We start from the raw sequence: 20,550 nt of genomic DNA, 5'->3' as shown, positions 1-20,550 counted from the left end.
CGCTCATTACCAGCCCGAATACAGATTTGTACCGGGCGGCAACAAGCGGATATGAGCGTATTACGTAAGCGCGATTTTTATAAGAAGCTAGTTCCCCACTCTTTCTGCACTAAATCTCATATCAAACCAACGTTAGCAGAAGCTTTTAAACTGATCTGTGGTTATTTGTTTTATTTTTGATTATTTACTCTAAGTAAAGCCAGAATAAGAAGCACTAATCCACTCTCTACCTATCATCTCGTCTGCCACAAATACGCCTTTCAACCTCAGAGATATGTCCTGTTTATTCTTTCAGTCAGATTTATCCAAATGTGCTTAATTTTCCTGACATGAAAACTCGTACTACCTTTCGCTCACGCTTTCGTAAACTTCTACGCCAACTGTTTTTGCATCCTGACCTTTGTCAATCGTCATAACCAATTGATGATGTAACAGCGCAGAAAAATATAAACCAAACCCGAATACCGAATGAGCGATAAGACTCTTCATTTGACTAATATGAGGTTTAGGTAACTTGGTCGCGGCTATCCCCATGCCAAAACATGGTTGTATGACGAATAGCGGAAACGTGACCGTGACCAAGCCGACAAACAATGCAGGGAGTAAACTGGGTGAGTGAGCCCAAGGTGCTCCCACCAACAAAAGCAGGGTGGCGGCAAAAATAATTCCAATCACATAATGGGCTGTCCAACCAATGAGTAATTCGCCGGTTATGGGCGAACTGGTCACGATGTTTTGGTGTATCAGTTTTCGCTTTGCCAGGTGGCCAAACCAACGGCCGACAAGAGCGTAATTAAGCCCTGAGATATTGAATGTCATTTTTAAAAAAAGCGCCCAGATATCCATCATGGCTGTGGCACCGATACCAATAATCACTGCTGACAACATCAGATTTTGCGACAGTAATGTATTTTCAAACATTGTTCTCTCCTACTTTTCTTAGCGCATCGTAGCTCGTGTTTTAAAACTTAATATCAGAATCGACCATGGAACTGATACCTAACCTGTTGTTCTTTATAAATTGTCATGCTACAAGTTCAAGTTAACTTTAAGTCAAGGTCTTTTTAGTGGGTCTCTATGCTAGATATTGGAGAAGTAGCAAAACTGTCAGGGCTTCCAACATCGACTCTTAGGTTTTATGAGGAAAAGGGTCTGATTCAATCCGTCGGACGAAACGGATTACGCAGGCTTTTTGACCATAAGGTTCTTGAGCAACTGGAATTCGTGGCGTTGGGACGACTAGCAGGCTTCTCCCTCGGAGAGATTTCAGAGATGTTTTCTGTCCACGGTCAATACAAGGTGAATAGAGTCATGCTAAGAGCTAAGGCAGATGAACTGGAGGCTCAGGCCCAACGAATGATGGCTATCAGTGATGGGTTAAAGCATGCCGCTGATTGCTCAGCACCCAGCCACAGCGAGTGCCCGAAGTTTCAGAAACTTTTGCGTGTAGCGGGCAGAAGACAAGGCAAGGAGAGAAATCAATAACATGATGAGGCTTACTGGCTTACGGTGATGACGCCACATCTTCGTGGATACTGGCAATATTGACGACTTGCGTATACGGTTTGAAGAGAGCCGAACGTCAACGTTTAAATACATCGACATTCATTGCTAACAGCGACGAATATTTTGTTGTAAAGGTTAAGGCGCTGGCTTGATATACACCAAACCCACTTTGAAATAATACATTTTAAAGTCAGAACTCATTTGGCCTATGAAAGATAGTGAGTTGTTATCTACTGGTAAATCCAGCGACAGTTATCCCACCCAATATTGGCACGTTTTAGAAGATGGTCGTGTTGTTTGCGATGTGTGCCCACGACATTGTTCATTGAGGGAGGGTAAACGTGGTGCCTGCTTTGTCAGAAAGGCTGAAAATGGCAAAATAGTGCTAACCACCTATGGTCGCTCAAGTGGTTTCTGTATCGATCCTATAGAGAAAAAACCTCTTAATCATTTTTATCCCGGCTCATCTGTCCTCTCTTTTGGCACCGCAGGTTGTAATCTTGGCTGTAAGTTTTGTCAGAACTGGTCAATCAGTAAATCCCATCAAATGGATACGCTTGCCGATAAAGCCTCACCCGAAAAACTGGCACTGGCAACCAAGCAAGTGGGTTGTGACAGTATTGCATTTACTTATAACGATCCGGTCATCTTTCTCGAATATGCCATTAATACCGCGATTGCCTGCCGTGAGCAGGGCATTCATCCGGTTGCTGTTAGTGCAGGATATATGTGCGACAAACCAAGAGAAGAATTTTATTCGGTGATGGATGCGGTGAATATCGACTTAAAAGCTTTCACAGAACGCTTTTATCAAAAGGTCTGTCTGTCACAACTGGCACCAGTACTTGAAACTCTGAAATACCTTAAGCAAGAAACCGATGTATGGTTTGAAATTACTACCCTTCTGATACCCGACGAAAATGACAGCGACGAGGAAATCGACGCCATGACAGCATGGATCGTCGATAACCTTGGCGATCAGGTACCACTCCATTTCAGCGCCTTTCATCCTGATTTTAAAATGATGGATAAACCAAGAACCCCGGCCTCCACTCTATTGCGAGCAAGAGAGATTGCGGTGAGAAATGGGCTCAAGTTTGTTTACGTGGGAAATGTTCATCACGCTGAAGCCAGCAGTACGTATTGTCCCGACTGTGGCAGCCTACTCATAGAGCGCGACTGGTATAAACTTGGCACTTATGACGTCAGTGCAGATGGTCACTGCCAGCAATGTGGTACTCAAATCGCTGGCCGCTTCACGACATTCTCTAGCCCCTTTGGCCCCCGCCGTATACCAGTTCGGTTCAAATGACATACGTGACATTGCTGACCACATTGTATCTTTGATACTGCGCTGCTTCGCCGCAAAGCCTTGCTAGATGGGAGCATGGATAGAAGGACGTGATAGCAGCTCAATCTGGTGTCGCTTGACTCTTCACTTGGGCTTTAAACGCTTCGATCGTCAGACCGGATAAATGGTCTACCCACCAGTTGTTAATTTTACAAATCGAAGGTAGACCATGACACACTAGCTGTTCAAAATGATACTTGCCATGTCCAAAATGTCATCCCCTGGTTCCGGCCGAACTTACAACCAAAAATGAGGAAGGGAACTATGGGCTAGGCGTTGTCGGGGGAATGGTTCAAGCCAATGGCATTGCCAAAGGGATCGATCAACATGGCAACCTCAGCGCCTAAATCGGTTTTTCCGGGCCCGGTACAAAGTCGCGCCTTTTGAACTGAGCACTGATATTGTTGCACTCATATCATCAACTTCCCAATAGGTGACAGAACCATTGATGCCTACGTTATTTTTTTCATCGACTGGGTGAAATCCCAATATCATGCCAGCCCCACGGACAAAGGCATATTGAGGGTTTTCATATTCAACCTCTGCGTCGAGTAGGTCAGCATACCAGGCGGCTGATTGATTAATGTCTTCAGCAAAAAACATTGTCGATTCAATTTTCTTAAACAATTGGCTGTCCTCTCTGATCATGATGAAAAGGGGTTCTTCCCCAAGGGGATGTGACTTTAATTGATTCGCGTTATGCCATTAGATTTCAACACAAAATTTGCGAGTCCCTTAGAGCAAATGCATTGGTGAAGACAATACACATCGAGACCTGAGCCCATTTTTTGAGGGCGAGTTAAATAACATGGAGAAGAATGCGCCTGACGCGATAGATAGGACTTTTGGACTTGAAAAACGCGATTGGAAGCGGTTCAAATATTGCGCTCCATAAAAACGCGACACGATATAAGGATAACGCTTATTAGGATGCATCTGCGGCAAACAAGACGAGAGTGTTGTTTACCTTTACCATCAACATTCATTACAAAAATAAAGCGGTCAATGCCAAGTATTATTCCGGAAGACCTCTACGCTTCATTTTTGCATTGTTGTGTATTGCTCTCTGTCAACTGTGGCGTGTTGCACATCGCCCCCCAAGCCATATTAAAGCTACTGTCGCGATATCGAGCATCCTGCCAAAACTCTGGATGATCCATGAAGAAGCGGGTCGTTGCTAAGAATTGACCATTGGTCGTCTCCATCATAAGCATCAGAGGATAATTATGAATAATGCCGCGCATCTGACCTTTTATGACAAGCTCCGCAACAAAACCAAAAATTTCGAGCATTGTCTGATGTCTTATATCAGGTTTTAGCGTCGGTGAAAGGCAATATCGCTGAATAAAGTTTGCCTTTTCGGGGTGTTGCAACGCCCAGTCAATTCCCTCAAACCAGATTGATTTGAATGTCTCCTCAAGTGATTTATCTCCAATTGCGCGCTGCATTATCTCAGCAAACTCGCTTTTAACACTGATAAAGATAGCTTTGAGAATCGCTTCTTTGTTGGGGAAATGATGGAAAAGCGTACCTGTAGCTACGCCTGCTGCTTTTGCCAGTGCTGCAGTAGACGTTGCCTCGTAGCCCTGACCCACAAATAGGGTCAGGGCTGTATCGAGAATCAGTTGTTTCTTATCTTTCTTTGTCATAAACAGTCACTAGCGGATAAATATCTTCAATAACAATTTCTGCAACAAGCCACCATAAGGCGGTCGCAATAAAGGTGCTGTATTAATCCGACCGCTCTTGAGAACCGTTTTTGCGTGGCTGAAGCGTATAAACCCTTCCTTACCGTGGTAGTTGCCAATACCAGAAGGACCAGTACCGCCAAAAGGTGCATCATCAACAGCAAACTGGAACACAGTTTCATTGATACTCACACCACCAGAGTGCGTCTCCTTGAGTACCCTCTCCTGCAGCTCACTATCATGACTCATTATGTAGAGAGATAGGGGTCTGTCATGGCTTTTCACATACTCAATAGCTTCATCGAGATCGCTGTAACCCACAATGGGTAATAAGGGTCCAAATATTTCGGACTGCATGATTTCCATATCATCTGATACATCTGTCACCAGTTGGGTAGCCATTCGTCTACCATTTTCAGGGACATTCTCATTGGTTGCACTATGGACTTTCGCACCCTTATTGACCGCATCGTTTAGCAAATTCTTCAAACGCACAAAGTGTCCGTCATTGACAACACTGCTGTAATCGTCTGATGACTGATTACTGTACATAGATGCAAACCGTTTCTTGTACGACGTCAGTAATTCGTCGACTTTATCTTTCGGGCATAAGATGTAGTCGGTGCTTATACATAACTGACCAGCATTTAACGATTTACCAAAAATCAAACGATTCACAGCCAAGTCGATGTCCATATCTGGCGCAATGATAGTTGGTGATTTACCGCCCAGCTCAAGGGTCACTGGCGTTAAGTTTTCTGAAGCAGCGCGCATGACGTGCTTGCCGACCGCCGTTGAACCAGTGAACAGCAGATGATCGAACGGTAGCGAAGAGAAAGCGGCAGCAACATCAGCCTCGCCCTCAAAGATCGCCACTTTTTGCTCGGTAAAGACTTCATTGCAAATTTGACGCAATACTTTGTTCGTCTTTGGGACCAGCTCTGACAGCTTGATCATCGCGGAATTACCCGATGCCAACGCATAAGCCAAGGGAGCTAATGAGAGAACCATAGGAACGTTCCACGGCACAATAATGCCAACAATACCCACTGGTTGATAGTGAACCCGCACAGTCGAAGGAAGAAATAGCAGCCCCGCAGACCGTCGGGATGGTTTCATCCATTTTTTCAGGTTTTTCATGCAGTAATTAATACTGTGAATAGTCGGAAGAACGTCGGCTCTTAATGTGTCATCAACGCTCCGATGACCATAATCTTCGCTTACTGCTGCACAAAAAGCATCTTGATGTTTAAGAATCGCATTCTTGAGGGCTTTGAGGTCTTTTATACGCTCCTCGTACGTCGGGTAGGTATGCTTAGAAAAGGCATTTCGCTGGATATCCAGTGCTTTCAGTAATTCCGTTTTTGGATCTATTTTGATGACTGCTTCTGGCTCAGCCACTGCATTTTCGTCATGCGCATGCATGTCCATAATTGCTCTCTCCCTGTCCCACTCAAAAAACCGACTGATTAGTCGGTCTGAGATTAGCTAAGGGAGGACCTGACGTCAACTTAACCCTGTTTTAAAAGTAAGATCTAATGTACAAACCTGTTGGGGTATGCGTACCCGATGATTTTTTAGGTTGAAAGGGTTGAGCTGGCCTCACAGTCGTTTAAGGCCGTTTAAATCTGGCAATAACATAAAATGCGTTGACTATGAATTGTCAGCTGGCCTGACGATAAGCTGATAAACATTTTTTTGTATGCGAGTTCGATAAAGTCTCGGCAGGCTAAGAACACCACCTTTCTCAAGCTGGTAACTGCAAATGACTTTTCCATTTTCGACAATGTCGATAAAGGCATCGCCAATGTTAGAAATTGATATTGATGTCGTTTTCCATGACCCCAATTGGTCATTTCCATCTTTATTTTCCAGCATTCTTGCTTCACTATCAGGCCAGCAAGCCTCCAGTACACCTGAAAAAATACTGGAATGATGGCAGCACGAGTGGCGGATACGTGGCCAGATATATTCTGCCAAGAAAAACTGATCTGCATGGGTGGATTTCACATTGTCACCAGCGTGTTTTAGGTAATGCTCAATCATCTCTCTTATCCCTGTTAACAGACCAAAACGCGTTCCCCAAAGACCAGCAAGGATAAGATCTGTATGACCAAACCAATCTCTGATCACATGAAATGCCTTTCGGCTCGCCAGCCATTCATCGACCAAGACCCTCTCTCGTTCACAGACAATTGAATCAATATCCCGACACAGCACAATATCATTTTGAATGTTTTCCAATGCGAGGAAACGCCAGAATGTACCGGGCATGTGTTCTGCGTTTACATCAGCTACGTTAGTCAGCTCAACATCAAGTTGTTTAAGGCGTTCCAGAACATGTGTTGGCACTGTCTCATCATAAAATACTTGCATGATCCAATCGGGATATATGTCAGACATCGCCTCAGCATTTAATATTGCGGTCTCGCAGTACTTTGGATTACTGCCAAAAAGAGAAAATGAAACAACATTGCGGGTATTTATTTTGCCAACTTCAGCCAGATGGTCCTGTAAATTAAGAGCCGACTTACCATACTTTTCAGCAGCTTCAAAATTTCGGTCGTCGGCACTGCAAGATGATAGCCAGCCATATATTGACGCTCTTTCACTGTCAGTTGTCACCAGCTCTAACATAATTTGGTAGCAACCTATGGCAAATTGGTATTGATTAGCTTTTTTCGCCGCGTTGGCAGCCTGAGAATATTGCCCGATTTTTTCTTCTGTCGATAACGTTGCAGTATCTGACTCAAGAAGTATCAACAAGTTCTCCCACTCGCCACTGGTTACGGCCCTCTGCCATGACGCAGACTTTGTCATCTCGATCCCACCAATCACTACAGTTAATATGCTAAAAATCAATATATTTCATTTATTTAAATGTAGCGTGGAATGACAAGACCACGAAAAAAAATATTGTGCTAGTCTCAAACCACCTAATCAATAAAGTTTACGAATGAAAATAGATAATCTTAGATGGGTAGAGTTTTTTTCCCTTTTTTTGATACTCCCAATCGCTGCCTACGTGTTTAGAGAACGCCTGCACCCGGTGCTGCTGCCACTGTTATGTTTTGTTGCGACTATCTGCTTTTACATTATTTATCGCGATAAGAAGTTTAAACGCTTTCGTTTGACTAACTACGGAAGTCTAAAAACAATGCTGTGGCGCTCTCCAGTATTATTTATCGCTGGAGGAACAATAATATGGTTTTTATCAGATGTCTGGCTCAATACGGTTCCTGTCTCTGATATAAGTAAATTATTGTTTTTAATTATTATTTATCCGATATTCTCGGTTATTCCACAAGAGGTGATTTTCAGAACCTACCTCTTCCATCGATATAAACATCAATTCCCCAGCAAAACTATTCGGATAATTGTCAGCGCCTCAGCGTTTGCGCTATCTCACATTATTTATGCCAACTGGATAGCAGTGATATTTTCATTTTTTGGCGGTCTTATTTTTGCATATACCTATGCAGCATCGCGCTCAACTGCTGCGTGTGTTATTGAACACTCTATTTGGGGTATATGGTTATTCATACTCGGCTTTGGTCAGTATCTCGATTTATCAAAAACAATATAACTGTATTTTAAACATGAACTTATGACAATAATCAACATTCTAATAAGCGTTAAATTTCATATTAATAATATTTCAGATTTAATTATTTTAATGTCATTATTTTTCATTCATTTATAAGTTAACGCCCGCCACAAATCTCAAACATAAAACAACATAAAATTTACATATTGGCAACCAGCTCTATAATTAGAACTTATGCTCTAATTGTGTTCTTTTTTCTTATTGAATTCATTAAAAAATTATTGGTACTCAGATTATGGAATTGAAAAAAAGTGAAGAGTTGCTAGGAAATGATGTGGTTGAAGCTTTTATTGATAAATTCAACATGCGAGGCCACAAAACAGACCCAGCATTAATTCAGGATATCTTAGAAAAGGATCTCCACCTTGGTGATTCAGAGTTGCTGAAAAGTACTTTCCATGATGAATTTAACATCCCGCAAGAATTAGATCCTATGCTGGACAAAGTGGCACTGGGTTTACACGAAAAACATCCCGCCGTTGTTGAGTTTCTGGTTGAAGCGGACAAAAGGGGGCTTATTAATTATGACGGTGAAAATTCGGATTTAGTCATACGGATACTCAACTACAGCTTTATACTCGAAAAAATTACAGAAAAAGTAACCCTTGATTATCGCTGGGGTGAACAGTTATTTAACTTCTTCTTCGACAAAAGAGCGAAAATGGGTATCCCGAAGGGTGTATTTAACTCTTTTCGAGGTGCTTACCGCATTGCTGGTCGTTGGTTTGTTGCCGCTAAGCTTGCCAGCATAGAACTTGTTGCTCTCCGTTATATAAAGCGAATGAACAAGAAAAAATTTGAGCCCGGCAGTTTAGGCGATAAGTGGAACCAGAAGACTTGGATAGCTATGCTCAACCTCAATATTTACGAAGCGACCATGCAAGATTTTTTTGTCAAAAAGAATGGCAACTCTGAGGCGGGTTTCGTCTTAACCAGCACAACGACAGATAAAGTTACCTGCGATGGACAAGTGCTTTACCATCATACACAAGGTTGGGCCAGCCTCTACCACACATGGAACCTTTGCTTTATTACTCAAGACTTACCCCACCTCGATTTAATGTATCCAAAACTTCTCATCCCCGTTGTTTCCAATGCAACAGGAGACTACTACATTCACGCTCGTGCCATCGCTCTCGTTATTACATTTAATATGATGACTCTCAGAATGGCAAAAAATATCCCAAGCCCATTTGAAGTGCCAAATAAAGAAGAACTCAGTGAAATATGGAGTGAAATAAATAGAAAATATGCAAGAGAACTATTAGCGAGCGATGAAAAAGAGAGAGGAAATAGAATGGGATTCATAAAGAAATTTATATATAAAAGAATGTACTTTTAATCATATCGGCCGTTAGTTTGTAATTGGTGAGTAGTCAAAATCCAGAGATTTTCGCTGGGCACGAGGGGTATTGGTGAGGTCTTTTTCATGTTGAAAAATGCGAAAATTTTGATGCTGGCAAGTATCATGTCTTTTATGTTGGTCTTTGGTTTTATTGCATCAATGACAGGCTGGAACCTCGTGCAGCTCAAAGATGTAACCCGCGCAAACGAGGCGTTATACGAAAATACCACCCCTGAGGAGTTTGACTACAGCGAAATTGAAAGCGAGATTGTTAACCCAACCTTATTCAAACTTTTTAGGTTACTTTCGTCTTCTGAATGGGCGTATGGCGTTGGCAGTTATTTGGAGGCTTACATTGCCCATGATCTGCGTTCTGATTTTGAAAAAATCAATCTCGGATTCCATATGTTCTGCGGCTCAGCCTGTCTAATATTAGGCGTTTTTCAATTTTGGCCCGCGTTTAGACGAAAACACCGAAAAATACACAGAGTAATGGGAAGCATATATGCGCTTTGCGCATTGGCACTCGGTCTCAGTGTGTGGGTTTACCTTATTTACGCTGGCATGGATGGAACCTACGATCAGTTGGTCGGAAACTGGGGCTTGTATATTCTATCAGGTACCGAAATGTTTGCGCTCTTTATGGCCTTCTACGCCCTTAAAAAGCGTCAGTACGCTCAACATCTGGGATGGATGGCCATAACTCTCGGCTCATTCTTGACGGCCCCTTGGCAAAGATACAACTGGATGATGCTAGCCTGGATGGATACAGGCCATACTCATCAAGTCATTAATGGTGCCGTTGATACTGTTTTGTATACTCAGGCATACCTGACTGCTTATTTTGTTATGGTTGCTAACCGTCAGGCGTCTCCAACAAATACCGCTTTCGTTTTTGAGGGCTACTCTCAGGTATTTAAACGAAATATCATGACGATCACTGCTTTGGGCGTGCTGACTATGTTCATGTTTTATGCATTTTCTGAAGGTAATTTCAGTTCAGATGGATATGGGAAACTTGTTAATACCGATCTTCTCACCAGAGAAAGAGAGGTTCTCTTTGGGTCAGGTTCTATACTGGTATCCCTATTTGCATTGCTCACCGTTGGCATGATGTTAGTCAGTGGATATATGATCATTGCTTATCGCAAACACCATTCTCTGGCCTACTTACTCGGTGCAATGTGCATAGCCATAGCAATGATTGAGCTGACGTGGAGCCATGAAATTGGTTACCCTACTGTTCACCTGTCATCTGGCGGCAGCCATTACTTTGGCTGGGGTATATTGCATCTTTTGTTCGGTAGCATGATCGTATTTGCTGCAATTCGCCGCTATGAACTATTGCTGACAGAGTGGACTGTCATGACGTGGGTACTGTCATTTATGCCAGTGGGTGCGCTGTGGTTATCACCTATTTTCAGTTTCATTGATGTTATACCTCATGCTTATATTGAAGGCGGCCATACCTCAGTACTTTTAAATGGTGGAGTCATGCAAACACTCTTTCTGATCGCCATGGTTCTTGCTATTTACGGGCCTGCAACTCAAGCGAGGAAAGTATCCTGACTTTACCTGTTCATTTTTTATTACCGCATCAATCGCCTGAATTTGTCTTTTCCAGTAACCAAATGTAGACACTACTCGAAAGTTGGCTATCTATTTTTGGATCTCACTCAAGGAGGGCGGAAGATAAATTGACTCTTTGATAGACGAAAAGTATTTCTGGATAATTAAAGTATTCAACAGGATATCGTATTGTGAATATTGATGTTATCTACAGCCCTTCCGATAAACAGGTCGCGTTAGTGACAGATGGGCTGAGGAGTTATAACCGCCCACATCTTGAGGATATCCAATCGGAGCAAATATTGTTCCTACTTCGTGAAGCGGACGACGTGATAGCAGGTTGTTCTGGCAGATTATTCGGACAGTGGTTCTGTATCCAGTATTTGTGGGTAGATGAAAAACTCAGAGGTACTGGTGTCGGCAGTCAACTGATGACTGCAACAGAAAACCACATCATCGAAAAAGGGTGTAAAAAGGTCTTGGTCGATACACTGAGTTTTCAGGCCCTGCCCTTTTACAAAAAGCTTGGGTTTGAAGAGCGAATGACGTTAGACGACTACCCTATTCCGGACATGAAGATCTATTTCCTAGTTAAAACTCTGGACGCCTGATTCATATATCTGTGGGATCTCTGTTTACCAAGAGGCCTAACGCAGCATCACGATTTCATCGACAAACAGAACTTGCGATAGCGATAGACCGAATATCAATTGTTTTTTATTGGATCGACTTCTCTATTTTTCATATTGCTGAGACAAAAATCGATGATGCAGTCGATACAACATACAATGGGCGGTAATGTCACCGTCTAATTCATGATAAAAATATCACTTCACGCTATTCATGGAAGATAAAGTGTTGGTAAATACCCGAATAGCCAGACAGACATGGGTGCAAATGCTCTCTTTCAAGGGGTTATTGAGAATATGAAATTACGGATATTTTTCGTTCTACTGTTGATGTCCTTGATGGGCTGCACAAAGCCCCTTGAAGTGAAGATTGATGCAAAAAATCTCGCTTTTGACAACGCTGATATCACATTCAAAAGCTTTGGTTACAAAGCAAGTGTCGAAGGCGTTGGCACTGAAGCTATGGATTGGCCAAAACAATGCGACCGTTTATACGAGAGCTTTGAACGCGGAGACTTCTACTACGGTGGTATCTCGATGGAGATCGGCGAAGGTGTAGCAGTCATGAAGTTGCCCGGACACCTATCTGATTCAGTGATGAAGCAAGACGCTGTCTCATGTGCACAGAGAATAATCCTCGACGTCAACAACAAGATATCAGTGAAGAAACGTAACAATAGTTCATGGAATGGATAATGACGGCCGGCAATCATTCCATTTGAATCTGTCTAGGCTGTCTATGGGTGAGCATGCGCAATATAAATAACGTATGCTCACCTCACAACCACTTTGTTCAACGTCGTACTTTTGGGTAATACGCCTAATTCAATGCGCAATTGGGTTTCAAACAGCACAACCTCATTTCGCGTTCACCTCGCCTCATGACTCTTTTCCGCACAAAGCTTGTCATCAACAAGGTATCACCTTAGTCGGCTAAACTATCTTCGCTTTAATGATTTTGTTGGGATCAGCATTTCTAAATCATGACGTGATTGCAGTGAATTGTCTCAGATCGGATAAGATATATAGTTATTACCCTTACCTCGTTCTCACTCACCAAAAAACCACCTAACATGTTGACCTACATATAATATATTGACTGTGGGAACTGTATGTTTATTAATGCACAGGTGCCGGTAGCGGAGATAGCACTTCACCTCCTTATCTGGTTTTTATTGACCATTTTAACCTTTGGTCTTGCCTTTTTTGTCTACCCCTACGCCTTTGCAAAATTCATTATCGACCGTTCCTCGTTGGTTTACCCCGATGGTAGTGAAAAACAGATGTATTGTGATGTAGATATTTTTAGCAATATTGGCCACGTTGTTGTTTGGCTATTTATTACAATCGTTACTCTTGGTATCGGCTATCTTTTTTATTTTTATCGCGTTTGGAATTACTCTCTCAATCATACAAAGATTATTTAATTATCATGAACTTAATTCAGAATATTTAGTCTCATGATTAACGTTACAATCGAGAGTGTGTTATGAAAAAGAAGTGGCATGATATTTATCTGGAATACCGTTCTCTGTTAATTTTCATTTTACTCATGACGGTGTTTCGCTCCAGCTTTGCTGACTGGAACCATGTACCTACTGGCTCAATGAAGCCAACGATACAGATTGGTGACAGGATTCTGGTTAACAAAATGGCCTACGATCTTCGTATACCCTTCACAGGTTTTTCACTGTATACATTTTCGGACCCTGAACGTGGCGATATTGTTACGTTTGAGTCTGAGGTGACAGGAAATAACATGGTTAAACGAGTGATTGGGATACCCGGTGACATTATTGCTATGGTCGATAACCGACTATATATTAACGGCGCTCCTATGACATATCATCAGACATCTACGCAGGGGCCAATCCAGTTTTTCGAGGAAACAACCCGTAACGGCCACTATCAAATTAGGATTAACCGAGAGCATAGCCCAGCCTCAAACTTTAAGGCCGTAGAAGTTCCGCAAGGACATTACCTGATGTTGGGCGATAACAGGGATAACAGTGCGGACTCCAGATTTATTGGATTTGTCCCCAGAAAGGAAATCCGAGGTCGCACCAGAAGCGTTGTTATGTCTTTTGACTATGATAATTACTTTATCCCACGCGCCGAGAGATTTTTACGCACGCTTTAATGTGATTTATCCAACGTAAACACACAATGGTACTGAGGTAACAGGAAGGGGCATCACATAGATGTGTATTTCCCCATTCTCTGTTTCCTTATGCTCTGACGAGGGCTTGGTTAATCAGATTTTCCAGATATTCTTGTTTTCCTGATGTCTGTTTGAGTTCACCCATCGATTCAGCATGCGAGAAAAGTTGACGTAGCGATAGTTTCCCCATTTGAAAATCCGCGCCTTTTCCATGAGAAAAGCTACTGTATCTTAGCGTTTTTCGCACTTTAAGGTCAGTCTTGTTGAGTAAATAATCCGCAACTTCAAGACCTCTTGCAAATGCATCCATCCCCCCAATGTGCGCAACAAACATGTCCTCTAAATCCGTTGACTCTCGCCTCAACTTCGCATCAAAATTCAGGCCACCACTCTGAAAGCCACCCGCAGACAGTAACACCATCATTGCTTGGGTCGTGTCATAGATATCCGTTGGAAACTGGTCGGTATCCCAGCCATTCTGAGGGTCTCCCCTGTTCGCATCAATACTGCCCAGTAGGCCTGCATCAACGCTCATTTGTAACTCATGAGAAAAGGTATGGCTAGCGAGAGTTGCATGATTCGCTTCAATATTGAGTTTGAAGTCATTTTCAAGTCCATGGTGTCGGAGGAAACCAATGACTGTCTGAGCGTCAAAATCATATTGATGCTTCATCGGCTCCATCGGTTTAGGCTCTATCAAAAAAGTCCCCGTAAAGCCGCAGGCGCGTCCATAATCTCTTGCCGCCTGAAGGAAGCGGGCCATGTTCTCAATTTCAATATCAGTGCGGGTGTTCAACAGCGATGTGTATCCTTCTCGACCTCCCCAAAATACGTAGTTCTCGCCATCGAGCGCTATAGTGGCGTCAAGGGCACTTTTCACCTGTGACCCAGCGTGTGCCAATACATTAAAATCAGGGTTTGTCGCTGCTCCATTCATATATCTTGGATGTGAAAAGAGGTTTGCTGTACCCCACAACAATCTTACACCCGTCGCGTTTTGACGCTCACGAGCCATATCAGCCAATTCCATCAAACGGTTTTCCGAGTCGATGGGTGATGTGCCCTCAGGTGCTAAATCGCGATCATGAAAACAGTAATAAGGAACACCAAGCTTAGAGAAAAACTCAAAGGCGGCATCAAGTTTGTGCTTTGCCGCAGTCATAGGATCATTGACCGCATCCCACGGATAGTTCTGGGTTCCCGGACCGAAGGGATCAGACCCTTTTCCACAAAAGGTATGCCAATAACATGCAGAAAACCGCAAATGCTCCTTCATGGTTTTGCCAGCAATGACCTTATCTTCGTCATAAAATTTAAATGCCAACGGTGAATCTGACTCAATACCCTCGAAGGGGATCTTGCGTGTTATTTCAGGGAAATAAGTCTGATTTCCAATGAAAATATCTGTCATAGCTGTTCCCGTGATTTGAATGAAACGTCAGTAGAACGCTTTGACCGTGCTCACAGCCCTGACAAAGCGTTGATATTCAAGACGGTATTTTTTTACCGACAGTGCATTGGGTTCAATTCGGCTTGTTAGCCTCTGCTCTACATGCTCATTGCACAAGGACACAATGTTTTGATGCTCGTTTTCAAGTAACCACAGGGCCTGTATAGCCGCACCAAAGGCCGCACCATTATGGCTATCCATTAACAGCACAGGTCGGTTAAACACATCCGCGACGATTTGAACCCAGATTTGGCTCAGACTACCGCCACCTGTCAGTCTTATCTCGTCAAAAGACATTCCAAGGTCAGTCAATCTGTCAAAGCCCATTTTCAGGGTGTAAGTTGCGCCCTCAATCATCGAGCGCATAAGGTTTGAACGGGTAAAATTGTGCGAATTCAGGCCAAAAACAGAGCCCTGTGCGTCAGGAAGATAAGGACTTCTCTCTCCATCGAAGAAAGGGAGGGTCAACACACCTTCGCTGCCAACAGAGGAAGTTCTCAGCAACCCTTCAAATGCCAAATGATCACCGTCCATGCCAAACAAGGTCTCAATCAGTTTTTTTCCATTTGCGCAGTTAAGAGAGCATATCAGTGGCAACCAACCGTTTGTGGATGAACAAAAAGCGGCGACTGCGCCGTCTTTGTGGTCGATGACAGCTGTCTCACTGAATGCAAATAATGTGGATGACGTACCGAGACTGACCGTGGCGATTCCCTCACGAACATTTCCCGTACCAATCGCTGCCATCATATTGTCCCCACCACCTGAAGCGACTTTTACACCCGATGGTAAACCCAGAGTGTCAGCAATGACGGGCTGGACATAACCTACCGCTGAGTCTGCGTTAATTAGCTCAGGCAAACAGTCGAATAAGCCTCCATCAGGGTCAATACAATTAAGCAACTCTTTATCCCAGAAACGGGTCCGAATATTCAACACTCCGGTCCCCGATGCATCACCACACTCCATGACCTGTCGGCCCGTGAGGTAATAATTCAGGTAGTCATGGGGGAGTAAAATGCATGCCAATTTGCGATAAATATCAGGATGATTATTTTTAAGCCATAGCACTTTTGGAATGGTATACCCGGGCAGAATCGTATTCCCTACCTTCCGAAGTAGTTCGGAATCGCCCCCGTATGCTTCACGAATCTGGCCGCACTCCTGAATGGTTGTTGTGTCATTCCAAAGCTTTACTGGATAGATCACGTTTCCATCCGAGTCGAGAGGCACAAAACCGTGTTGCTGCCCTGATACTGCAATAGATTTGACCGTTTGCTTTATCTGAAACGGCAACTGATCACACGCACTTTTCAGCGCATCAATCCACCAGCTCGCCTGTTGTTCACTTTTTCCCGATATGTCCTGACAAATAGGCAGTGGAGCATCTGAACTGGCAATAATCATTTTTCTGCAAGGATCGTAAATGACGATCTTGAGGCTTTGTGTCCCTAGGTCGATGCCCATCACAGTGCTTGCTGTTTCGTTTTTTTCGCTCATTGTCTGCCTACTCCGAAAAAGACAACACAAGAATCACTGCACGGTGAAAGGCAATGTGAGTAAATCAATCGCCTGAGATGAGGAGCCAACATGCACTTGATATTGCCCGGGCTCGCTTTGCCAACGGCCAGAAGCCTCATCAAAATATCTAAGCTGTTCTGCTGTCACCGTCATGAATACGCTAACTGTGTTGTGAGCAGCGATATCGACACGGCGAAATGCTTTTAGATCTTTCGGTGCCCTAAATACGGTTTGCGGATAGCTAATATAAAGCTGAATAATCTCGGCTCCGTCAGTTTCACTGACATTCTCTACATCGATACTGACGGTCAGTGATTGTTCAGCATCGATGCTATCAGCGGAGAGGGTCAGATTAGAATAAAGAAACTGGCTGTAACTGAGGCCGAAACCCATCGCAAATGCAGGTGGCCGCCCGTAGTGTTCAAGGTGCCGATAACCGTGCAAATACTCATAACGGATGAAACGGGTATTTTTAGTAAAATAAGGCAGATCGTCGTTGCCGCGGGGAAAAGAACAGGGCAACTTTGCTGAGGGGTTCACTTTGCCGAAGAGTATATCTGCCAGCGCATTTCCTCCTTGCTCTCCGGCATACCATGCCATCAAAATAGCAGGCACTTTTTGTCGCCATTTTTCAGTGACAATGGCACTTCCGCCAAACATCACAACAACGGTATTACTATTAGTATTCACGACAGAATTGATTAGTCTTTCGTCAAGTGGATTCAGCGATAAGCTATCGCGGTCGCCACCGCTGTAAATCAAAAACTCCCCTTCATCCATATGGGTATAGCCTACGCAAAGAATCACTGTATCTGCTTCACTGGCAAGTCGAGTCGCCTTGCTGATGGAGGTAGCGTCATCATATGAGAGGCAAACATCTGTATCTGACGTCAATGACTTAAGGCCTTGCAAAGCAGTCACCACATGATTCGCGTCCACCGCAGAGCTTCCGTGATCACCTGTATTTTGCGCCTCAGCCAGTTTTCCTATGACCGCGACAGTTTGCTTTTGCGTCAGATCTAATGGCAACAATGCCTTCCCGGCCTGAATTTCCTCATTTTTAAGTAGCACGATAGATTTATCTGCCGCCTCTTTTGCCAGTGCAATATGCTCAGAACAATTGATAGCCCGAGAACTATATCGATGGTCTTCCCCAACATCCTGAAACTCAAACTTCTTGCGCAAAATTCGGGTGACAGCTTCGTTAACATCCTGTTCTGACACCCGACCCAATTTAAGCGAAAGCCAGAGGAAAAAGCTGTAATGCCAGCTATACGGCATTTCAACATCCAATCCGCCTTTCAACGCTTTAGTGGCACTGCGAATTGCAAACAGGAAGTCGGACAAAACAAAACCGTCGAACTTCCACTCTTCCTTCAGTATCTTTCTCAGAAGAAAATCACTCTCGCTACAGCGTTCGCCATTGAGTTTGTTGTAAGCACTCATCACAGAAGCAACCCCCTCATCGACACAGCGCTTAAAATGAGGCAGATACACTTCCCTCAGTGTTCGTTCACTGACATGCACATCTACCTTAAATCGTGCGTTCTCAATACTGTTTACCGCGAAATGTTTCGCACACGCCATGCCATGGCGTTGTATGCCTCTGACTAATGCCGCCCCAAGTTCACCAAGGTGATGAGTATCTTCACCGTATGTTTCCTGAGCTCTGCCCCACGCAGGATGCCTGAGAAGATTAATACATACTGAGCCAGCATAGTTCGCCCCGTGGCTGCGCATTTCTACACCTATGACATCACCGATTCTTTCTTCTAATTCGATATCCCAACTCGCTCCCCGGGCCATAGAGACTGGAAAGCAAGTAGATGTGCCGCAAACGACTCCCCTTGGGCCGTCTGCAAAAAGAAGCGCCGGAATACCCAGTTCCGGGCAATGACCTGCTGGTATGGGATGCATGTTATAGCGAATGATCATATCGGGCAGAAAAGAGGTCAGCGTGTAGAGGTCACCGCTCATTTGATGCAGCTTGTCTTTTAGCGACATCTGACGAACCAATCTTTCCACTTTACGTTCAAGGCGCTTTTTTTTCTGCGCTGTGTTGTTGAGTCTGTCCGGTTGTCCGTTGGCTGAGCTCTCTGTTTTCACCACTACAATCCCTGTCAAATGTCGCGCTTATAAGTCATTAGCACCAACAGCGTCGCCTCCACAAACAAGGAAGAGTCTTATTGTGCTATTTTCACTACAACATTAGGAAAAGATGAAAATCTGGTCTGTCCTGTGGCAGACAATTATTCGAGTTTGTGTCAGAGATCAGATGATGAATGGAATTTTTACAGGCAGTGTCGATGATTGAGCAGAACGGCTTTTTAAAATATGCCTCTCAGGAGAGTCGAGATAGCTTTCTCAGTATGAGTAGAAAGCGTTGTTATCAAGAAGGGGAAGTACTCTTCCATGAAAATGAAACATCAGAGCTGGTTTTTTATCTCGTTTCAGGAGCAGTAAGCTTTACCTTTCATGACAAAGAGGGGAAGTCATTTATTCTTGGTATCGCTGCAGACAATACCTTTATCGGCGAACTGGAGGTATTTAATAATGGCCCGAGAATAAGTCAGGCGATCGCCTTGCAAGATAGCGAGGTCTTAGCGATAAAAAAAATGCATTTCCTCGAAATTTTTCGAAAGGATGCCTCGGCACTCTTTCATTTTGTCAATTATTACGCAAAAGAGTTGGATTATCTTATGCGTTTTTCACTGGTTATGAATGTCGAAAAAAGACTGGCACTGGCATTGGTCAAACTGGCCAATTTATTTGGCAGAGAATCTGGTCAGGGCATTTGTATTCAACTGCCATTGACGCAGGAAACACTGGCAGCCATGGTAGGAAAACCACGGCAGAGAGTGAACCGACAACTGAAAGCATGGGAATTAAATGATTGGATCACCGTGAAATATCGGGAGGTCACCATTCATAAACTGGAAGAACTGGAACTATTTGCTCGAGTATCTGATTGATACCCCAAAACCACGTTAAACATTAAATACCCGTATTAACGAGTAAAGCATCCACATGAACAATAGTTGGATTGGCTTCACGCTTTACTGTTTACGCAACATACAAACCATTATCGCGGGCGGACGGTATGTTAGTCTCCCCTCCCGAAAACCCTTCTCACTGTGTTATTGAAAAAACCATGCAATCAACTGTTATACATACCAAAAGAACCCGACTAGAGTTTCTCTCTCCTGACGATGCGCATATGATGACCGCATTCTGTGACCGCAACAGAGAGCACCTTGCCCCATGGGAACCATTAAGAACTGAAGAATATTACAGCGAAGAATACTGGATAAGGCAGCTTTCTCACCAGCAAATGGCGCTTAAAATGGGACAAGAATATAAATTTGCAGCGCTGGATAAAGAGAGAAAAACAATCATTGGTGTGGCAAATTTTACAGGTGTCATTCGCGGTGTCTTCGATGCGTGCATGCTAGGCTATTGTATTGACCAAAAGCAGGTAAATCAGGGATTGATGACAGAGATATTAACAGCATCAATCGACTACATATTTGAGGAAGTGGGCCTCCATCGCGTCATGGCAAATTACATGCCCGATAATCATGCCAGTGCCGCTGTTCTGAAAAAAATAGGATTTGAAAAAGAGGGGTACGCCAAATCATATCTTCGTATTGCCGGACACTGGCAAGACCATGTGCTCACTGCGAAAATCAACCCGGCGTGATCTCCCAACAGTGTTAGTCGCTT

At 43.6% G+C, this 20,550-nt stretch carries 20 protein-coding genes; 12 read left to right on the top strand and 8 right to left on the bottom strand.

Annotation, left to right across the window (positions count from 1 at the left end; genetic code table 11):
* Positions 1-180, top strand: a 180-nt coding sequence (locus A8L45_RS25015) for a hypothetical protein (protein ID WP_217492146.1), incomplete at its 5' end; no start/stop codon positions are given.
* A 162-nt stretch (positions 181-342) separates the two neighbouring features.
* On the opposite strand, the gene A8L45_RS08820 is transcribed toward A8L45_RS25015, so the two are convergent.
* Complete coding sequence (locus A8L45_RS08820) at positions 343-921, bottom strand: DUF2938 domain-containing protein (protein ID WP_068901337.1); 579 nt, start codon at positions 919-921, stop codon at positions 343-345.
* A gap of 156 nt (positions 922-1,077) precedes the next feature.
* On the opposite strand from A8L45_RS08820, the gene A8L45_RS08815 reads away from it, so the two are divergent.
* A complete protein-coding gene (locus A8L45_RS08815; protein WP_068901335.1) occupies positions 1,078-1,485 on the top strand; it encodes a helix-turn-helix domain-containing protein in 408 nt (135 codons plus the stop codon).
* 229 nt (positions 1,486-1,714) lie between these two features.
* Positions 1,715-2,818, top strand: a complete 1,104-nt coding sequence (amrS, locus tag A8L45_RS08810) for an AmmeMemoRadiSam system radical SAM enzyme (RefSeq protein WP_068901333.1) — start codon at positions 1,715-1,717, stop codon at positions 2,816-2,818.
* Between the two features lie 375 nt (positions 2,819-3,193).
* Here amrS and A8L45_RS08805 read toward each other — a convergent pair whose 3' ends face one another.
* The 4 genes from A8L45_RS08805 to A8L45_RS08790 all read right to left on the bottom strand — a co-directional run bounded on the left by A8L45_RS08805 (position 3,194) and on the right by A8L45_RS08790 (position 7,365).
* Positions 3,194-3,484 carry a VOC family protein gene (locus A8L45_RS08805; protein ID WP_217492145.1) on the bottom strand — a complete coding sequence of 97 codons (291 nt, stop codon included), beginning with the start codon at positions 3,482-3,484 and terminating at the stop codon, positions 3,194-3,196.
* A gap of 404 nt (positions 3,485-3,888) precedes the next feature.
* The gene (locus A8L45_RS08800; protein ID WP_068901331.1) at positions 3,889-4,506 is read right to left on the bottom strand and encodes a TetR/AcrR family transcriptional regulator; all 618 of its coding nucleotides are present in this window, start codon (positions 4,504-4,506) and stop codon (positions 3,889-3,891) included.
* Positions 4,507-4,515: 9 nt separating this feature from the next.
* Entirely contained in the window at positions 4,516-5,976 is a 1,461-nt protein-coding gene (locus A8L45_RS08795) for a coniferyl aldehyde dehydrogenase (protein WP_217492144.1), read from the bottom strand.
* Between the two features lie 222 nt (positions 5,977-6,198).
* Complete coding sequence (locus A8L45_RS08790) at positions 6,199-7,365, bottom strand: hypothetical protein (RefSeq protein ID WP_139122344.1); 1,167 nt, start codon at positions 7,363-7,365, stop codon at positions 6,199-6,201.
* Between the two features lie 136 nt (positions 7,366-7,501).
* Here A8L45_RS08790 and A8L45_RS08785 point away from each other — a divergent pair, with 136 nt between their 5' ends.
* From A8L45_RS08785 to lepB, 7 genes are all read left to right on the top strand, one after another.
* On the top strand, positions 7,502-8,131 hold the full coding sequence (locus tag A8L45_RS08785) for a CPBP family intramembrane glutamic endopeptidase (RefSeq protein ID WP_068901326.1): 630 nt from the start codon (positions 7,502-7,504) through the stop codon (positions 8,129-8,131).
* Between the two features lie 256 nt (positions 8,132-8,387).
* Positions 8,388-9,494 carry a hypothetical protein gene (locus A8L45_RS08780; RefSeq protein ID WP_068901324.1) on the top strand — a complete coding sequence of 369 codons (1,107 nt, stop codon included), beginning with the start codon at positions 8,388-8,390 and terminating at the stop codon, positions 9,492-9,494.
* Between the two features lie 87 nt (positions 9,495-9,581).
* A complete protein-coding gene (locus tag A8L45_RS08775) occupies positions 9,582-11,066 on the top strand; it encodes a DUF2306 domain-containing protein (protein WP_068901322.1) in 1,485 nt (494 codons plus the stop codon).
* A gap of 191 nt (positions 11,067-11,257) precedes the next feature.
* A complete protein-coding gene (locus A8L45_RS08770; protein WP_068901320.1) occupies positions 11,258-11,677 on the top strand; it encodes a GNAT family N-acetyltransferase in 420 nt (139 codons plus the stop codon).
* Positions 11,678-11,992: 315 nt separating this feature from the next.
* Entirely contained in the window at positions 11,993-12,391 is a 399-nt protein-coding gene (locus tag A8L45_RS08765) for a hypothetical protein (RefSeq protein WP_139122343.1), read from the top strand.
* Positions 12,392-12,807: 416 nt separating this feature from the next.
* Complete coding sequence (locus A8L45_RS08760; protein ID WP_068901315.1) at positions 12,808-13,122, top strand: DUF6693 family protein; 315 nt, start codon at positions 12,808-12,810, stop codon at positions 13,120-13,122.
* A 62-nt stretch (positions 13,123-13,184) separates the two neighbouring features.
* The gene (lepB, locus tag A8L45_RS08755) at positions 13,185-13,835 is read left to right on the top strand and encodes a signal peptidase I (protein ID WP_068901312.1); all 651 of its coding nucleotides are present in this window, start codon (positions 13,185-13,187) and stop codon (positions 13,833-13,835) included.
* An 88-nt stretch (positions 13,836-13,923) separates the two neighbouring features.
* Here the strand turns inward: lepB and xylA are convergent, their stop codons facing one another.
* The 3 genes from xylA to A8L45_RS08740 are packed head-to-tail and all read right to left on the bottom strand — an operon-like array spanning position 13,924 to position 18,933.
* A complete protein-coding gene (gene xylA, locus A8L45_RS08750) occupies positions 13,924-15,267 on the bottom strand; it encodes a xylose isomerase (protein WP_068901310.1) in 1,344 nt (447 codons plus the stop codon).
* 27 nt (positions 15,268-15,294) lie between these two features.
* Positions 15,295-16,806 (bottom strand): xylulokinase, encoded by a 1,512-nt coding sequence (gene xylB / locus A8L45_RS08745; RefSeq protein ID WP_083228268.1) that lies wholly within the window; start codon positions 16,804-16,806, stop codon positions 15,295-15,297.
* A 33-nt stretch (positions 16,807-16,839) separates the two neighbouring features.
* Complete coding sequence (locus A8L45_RS08740) at positions 16,840-18,933, bottom strand: beta-glucosidase family protein (protein WP_083228267.1); 2,094 nt, start codon at positions 18,931-18,933, stop codon at positions 16,840-16,842.
* 176 nt (positions 18,934-19,109) lie between these two features.
* Between A8L45_RS08740 and A8L45_RS08735 the strand changes: the two genes are divergently transcribed.
* Positions 19,110-19,799: a Crp/Fnr family transcriptional regulator gene (locus tag A8L45_RS08735; RefSeq protein WP_083228266.1), complete on the top strand. Its 690-nt coding sequence runs from the start codon at positions 19,110-19,112 to the stop codon at positions 19,797-19,799.
* A gap of 128 nt (positions 19,800-19,927) precedes the next feature.
* The gene (locus A8L45_RS08730) at positions 19,928-20,527 is read left to right on the top strand and encodes a GNAT family N-acetyltransferase (RefSeq protein ID WP_245680684.1); all 600 of its coding nucleotides are present in this window, start codon (positions 19,928-19,930) and stop codon (positions 20,525-20,527) included.
* Positions 20,528-20,550 lie beyond the last annotated feature (23 nt).

The organism is Veronia pacifica (genome assembly GCF_001707825.1).
GTDB classification, from domain to species: domain Bacteria; phylum Pseudomonadota; class Gammaproteobacteria; order Enterobacterales; family Vibrionaceae; genus Veronia; species Veronia pacifica.
The sequence above is the reverse complement of the archived record's forward strand: the minus strand, read 5'-3'. Positions and strand labels throughout refer to the sequence as shown.

Excerpts from the sequence above, each read along its gene's own strand:
- A8L45_RS08780 (WP_068901324.1), top strand. The coding sequence starts at position 8,388 with ATGGAATTGAAAAAAAGTGAAGAGTTGCTAGGAAATGATGTGGTTGAA.
- A8L45_RS08760 (WP_068901315.1), top strand. The coding sequence starts at position 12,808 with ATGTTTATTAATGCACAGGTGCCGGTAGCGGAGATAGCACTTCACCTC.
- A8L45_RS08790 (WP_139122344.1), bottom strand. The coding sequence starts at position 7,365 with ATGACAAAGTCTGCGTCATGGCAGAGGGCCGTAACCAGTGGCGAGTGG.
- A8L45_RS08775 (WP_068901322.1), top strand. The coding sequence starts at position 9,582 with ATGTTGAAAAATGCGAAAATTTTGATGCTGGCAAGTATCATGTCTTTT.
- xylA (WP_068901310.1), bottom strand. The coding sequence starts at position 15,267 with ATGACAGATATTTTCATTGGAAATCAGACTTATTTCCCTGAAATAACA.
- amrS (WP_068901333.1), top strand. The coding sequence starts at position 1,715 with ATGAAAGATAGTGAGTTGTTATCTACTGGTAAATCCAGCGACAGTTAT.
- A8L45_RS08785 (WP_068901326.1), top strand. The coding sequence starts at position 7,502 with ATGAAAATAGATAATCTTAGATGGGTAGAGTTTTTTTCCCTTTTTTTG.
- xylB (WP_083228268.1), bottom strand. The coding sequence starts at position 16,806 with ATGAGCGAAAAAAACGAAACAGCAAGCACTGTGATGGGCATCGACCTA.
- A8L45_RS08800 (WP_068901331.1), bottom strand. The coding sequence starts at position 4,506 with ATGACAAAGAAAGATAAGAAACAACTGATTCTCGATACAGCCCTGACC.
- A8L45_RS08730 (WP_245680684.1), top strand. The coding sequence starts at position 19,928 with ATGTTAGTCTCCCCTCCCGAAAACCCTTCTCACTGTGTTATTGAAAAA.
- A8L45_RS08815 (WP_068901335.1), top strand. The coding sequence starts at position 1,078 with ATGCTAGATATTGGAGAAGTAGCAAAACTGTCAGGGCTTCCAACATCG.
- A8L45_RS08765 (WP_139122343.1), top strand. The coding sequence starts at position 11,993 with ATGAAATTACGGATATTTTTCGTTCTACTGTTGATGTCCTTGATGGGC.
- A8L45_RS08735 (WP_083228266.1), top strand. The coding sequence starts at position 19,110 with ATGGAATTTTTACAGGCAGTGTCGATGATTGAGCAGAACGGCTTTTTA.
- A8L45_RS08795 (WP_217492144.1), bottom strand. The coding sequence starts at position 5,976 with ATGGACATGCATGCGCATGACGAAAATGCAGTGGCTGAGCCAGAAGCA.
- A8L45_RS08820 (WP_068901337.1), bottom strand. The coding sequence starts at position 921 with ATGTTTGAAAATACATTACTGTCGCAAAATCTGATGTTGTCAGCAGTG.
- lepB (WP_068901312.1), top strand. The coding sequence starts at position 13,185 with ATGAAAAAGAAGTGGCATGATATTTATCTGGAATACCGTTCTCTGTTA.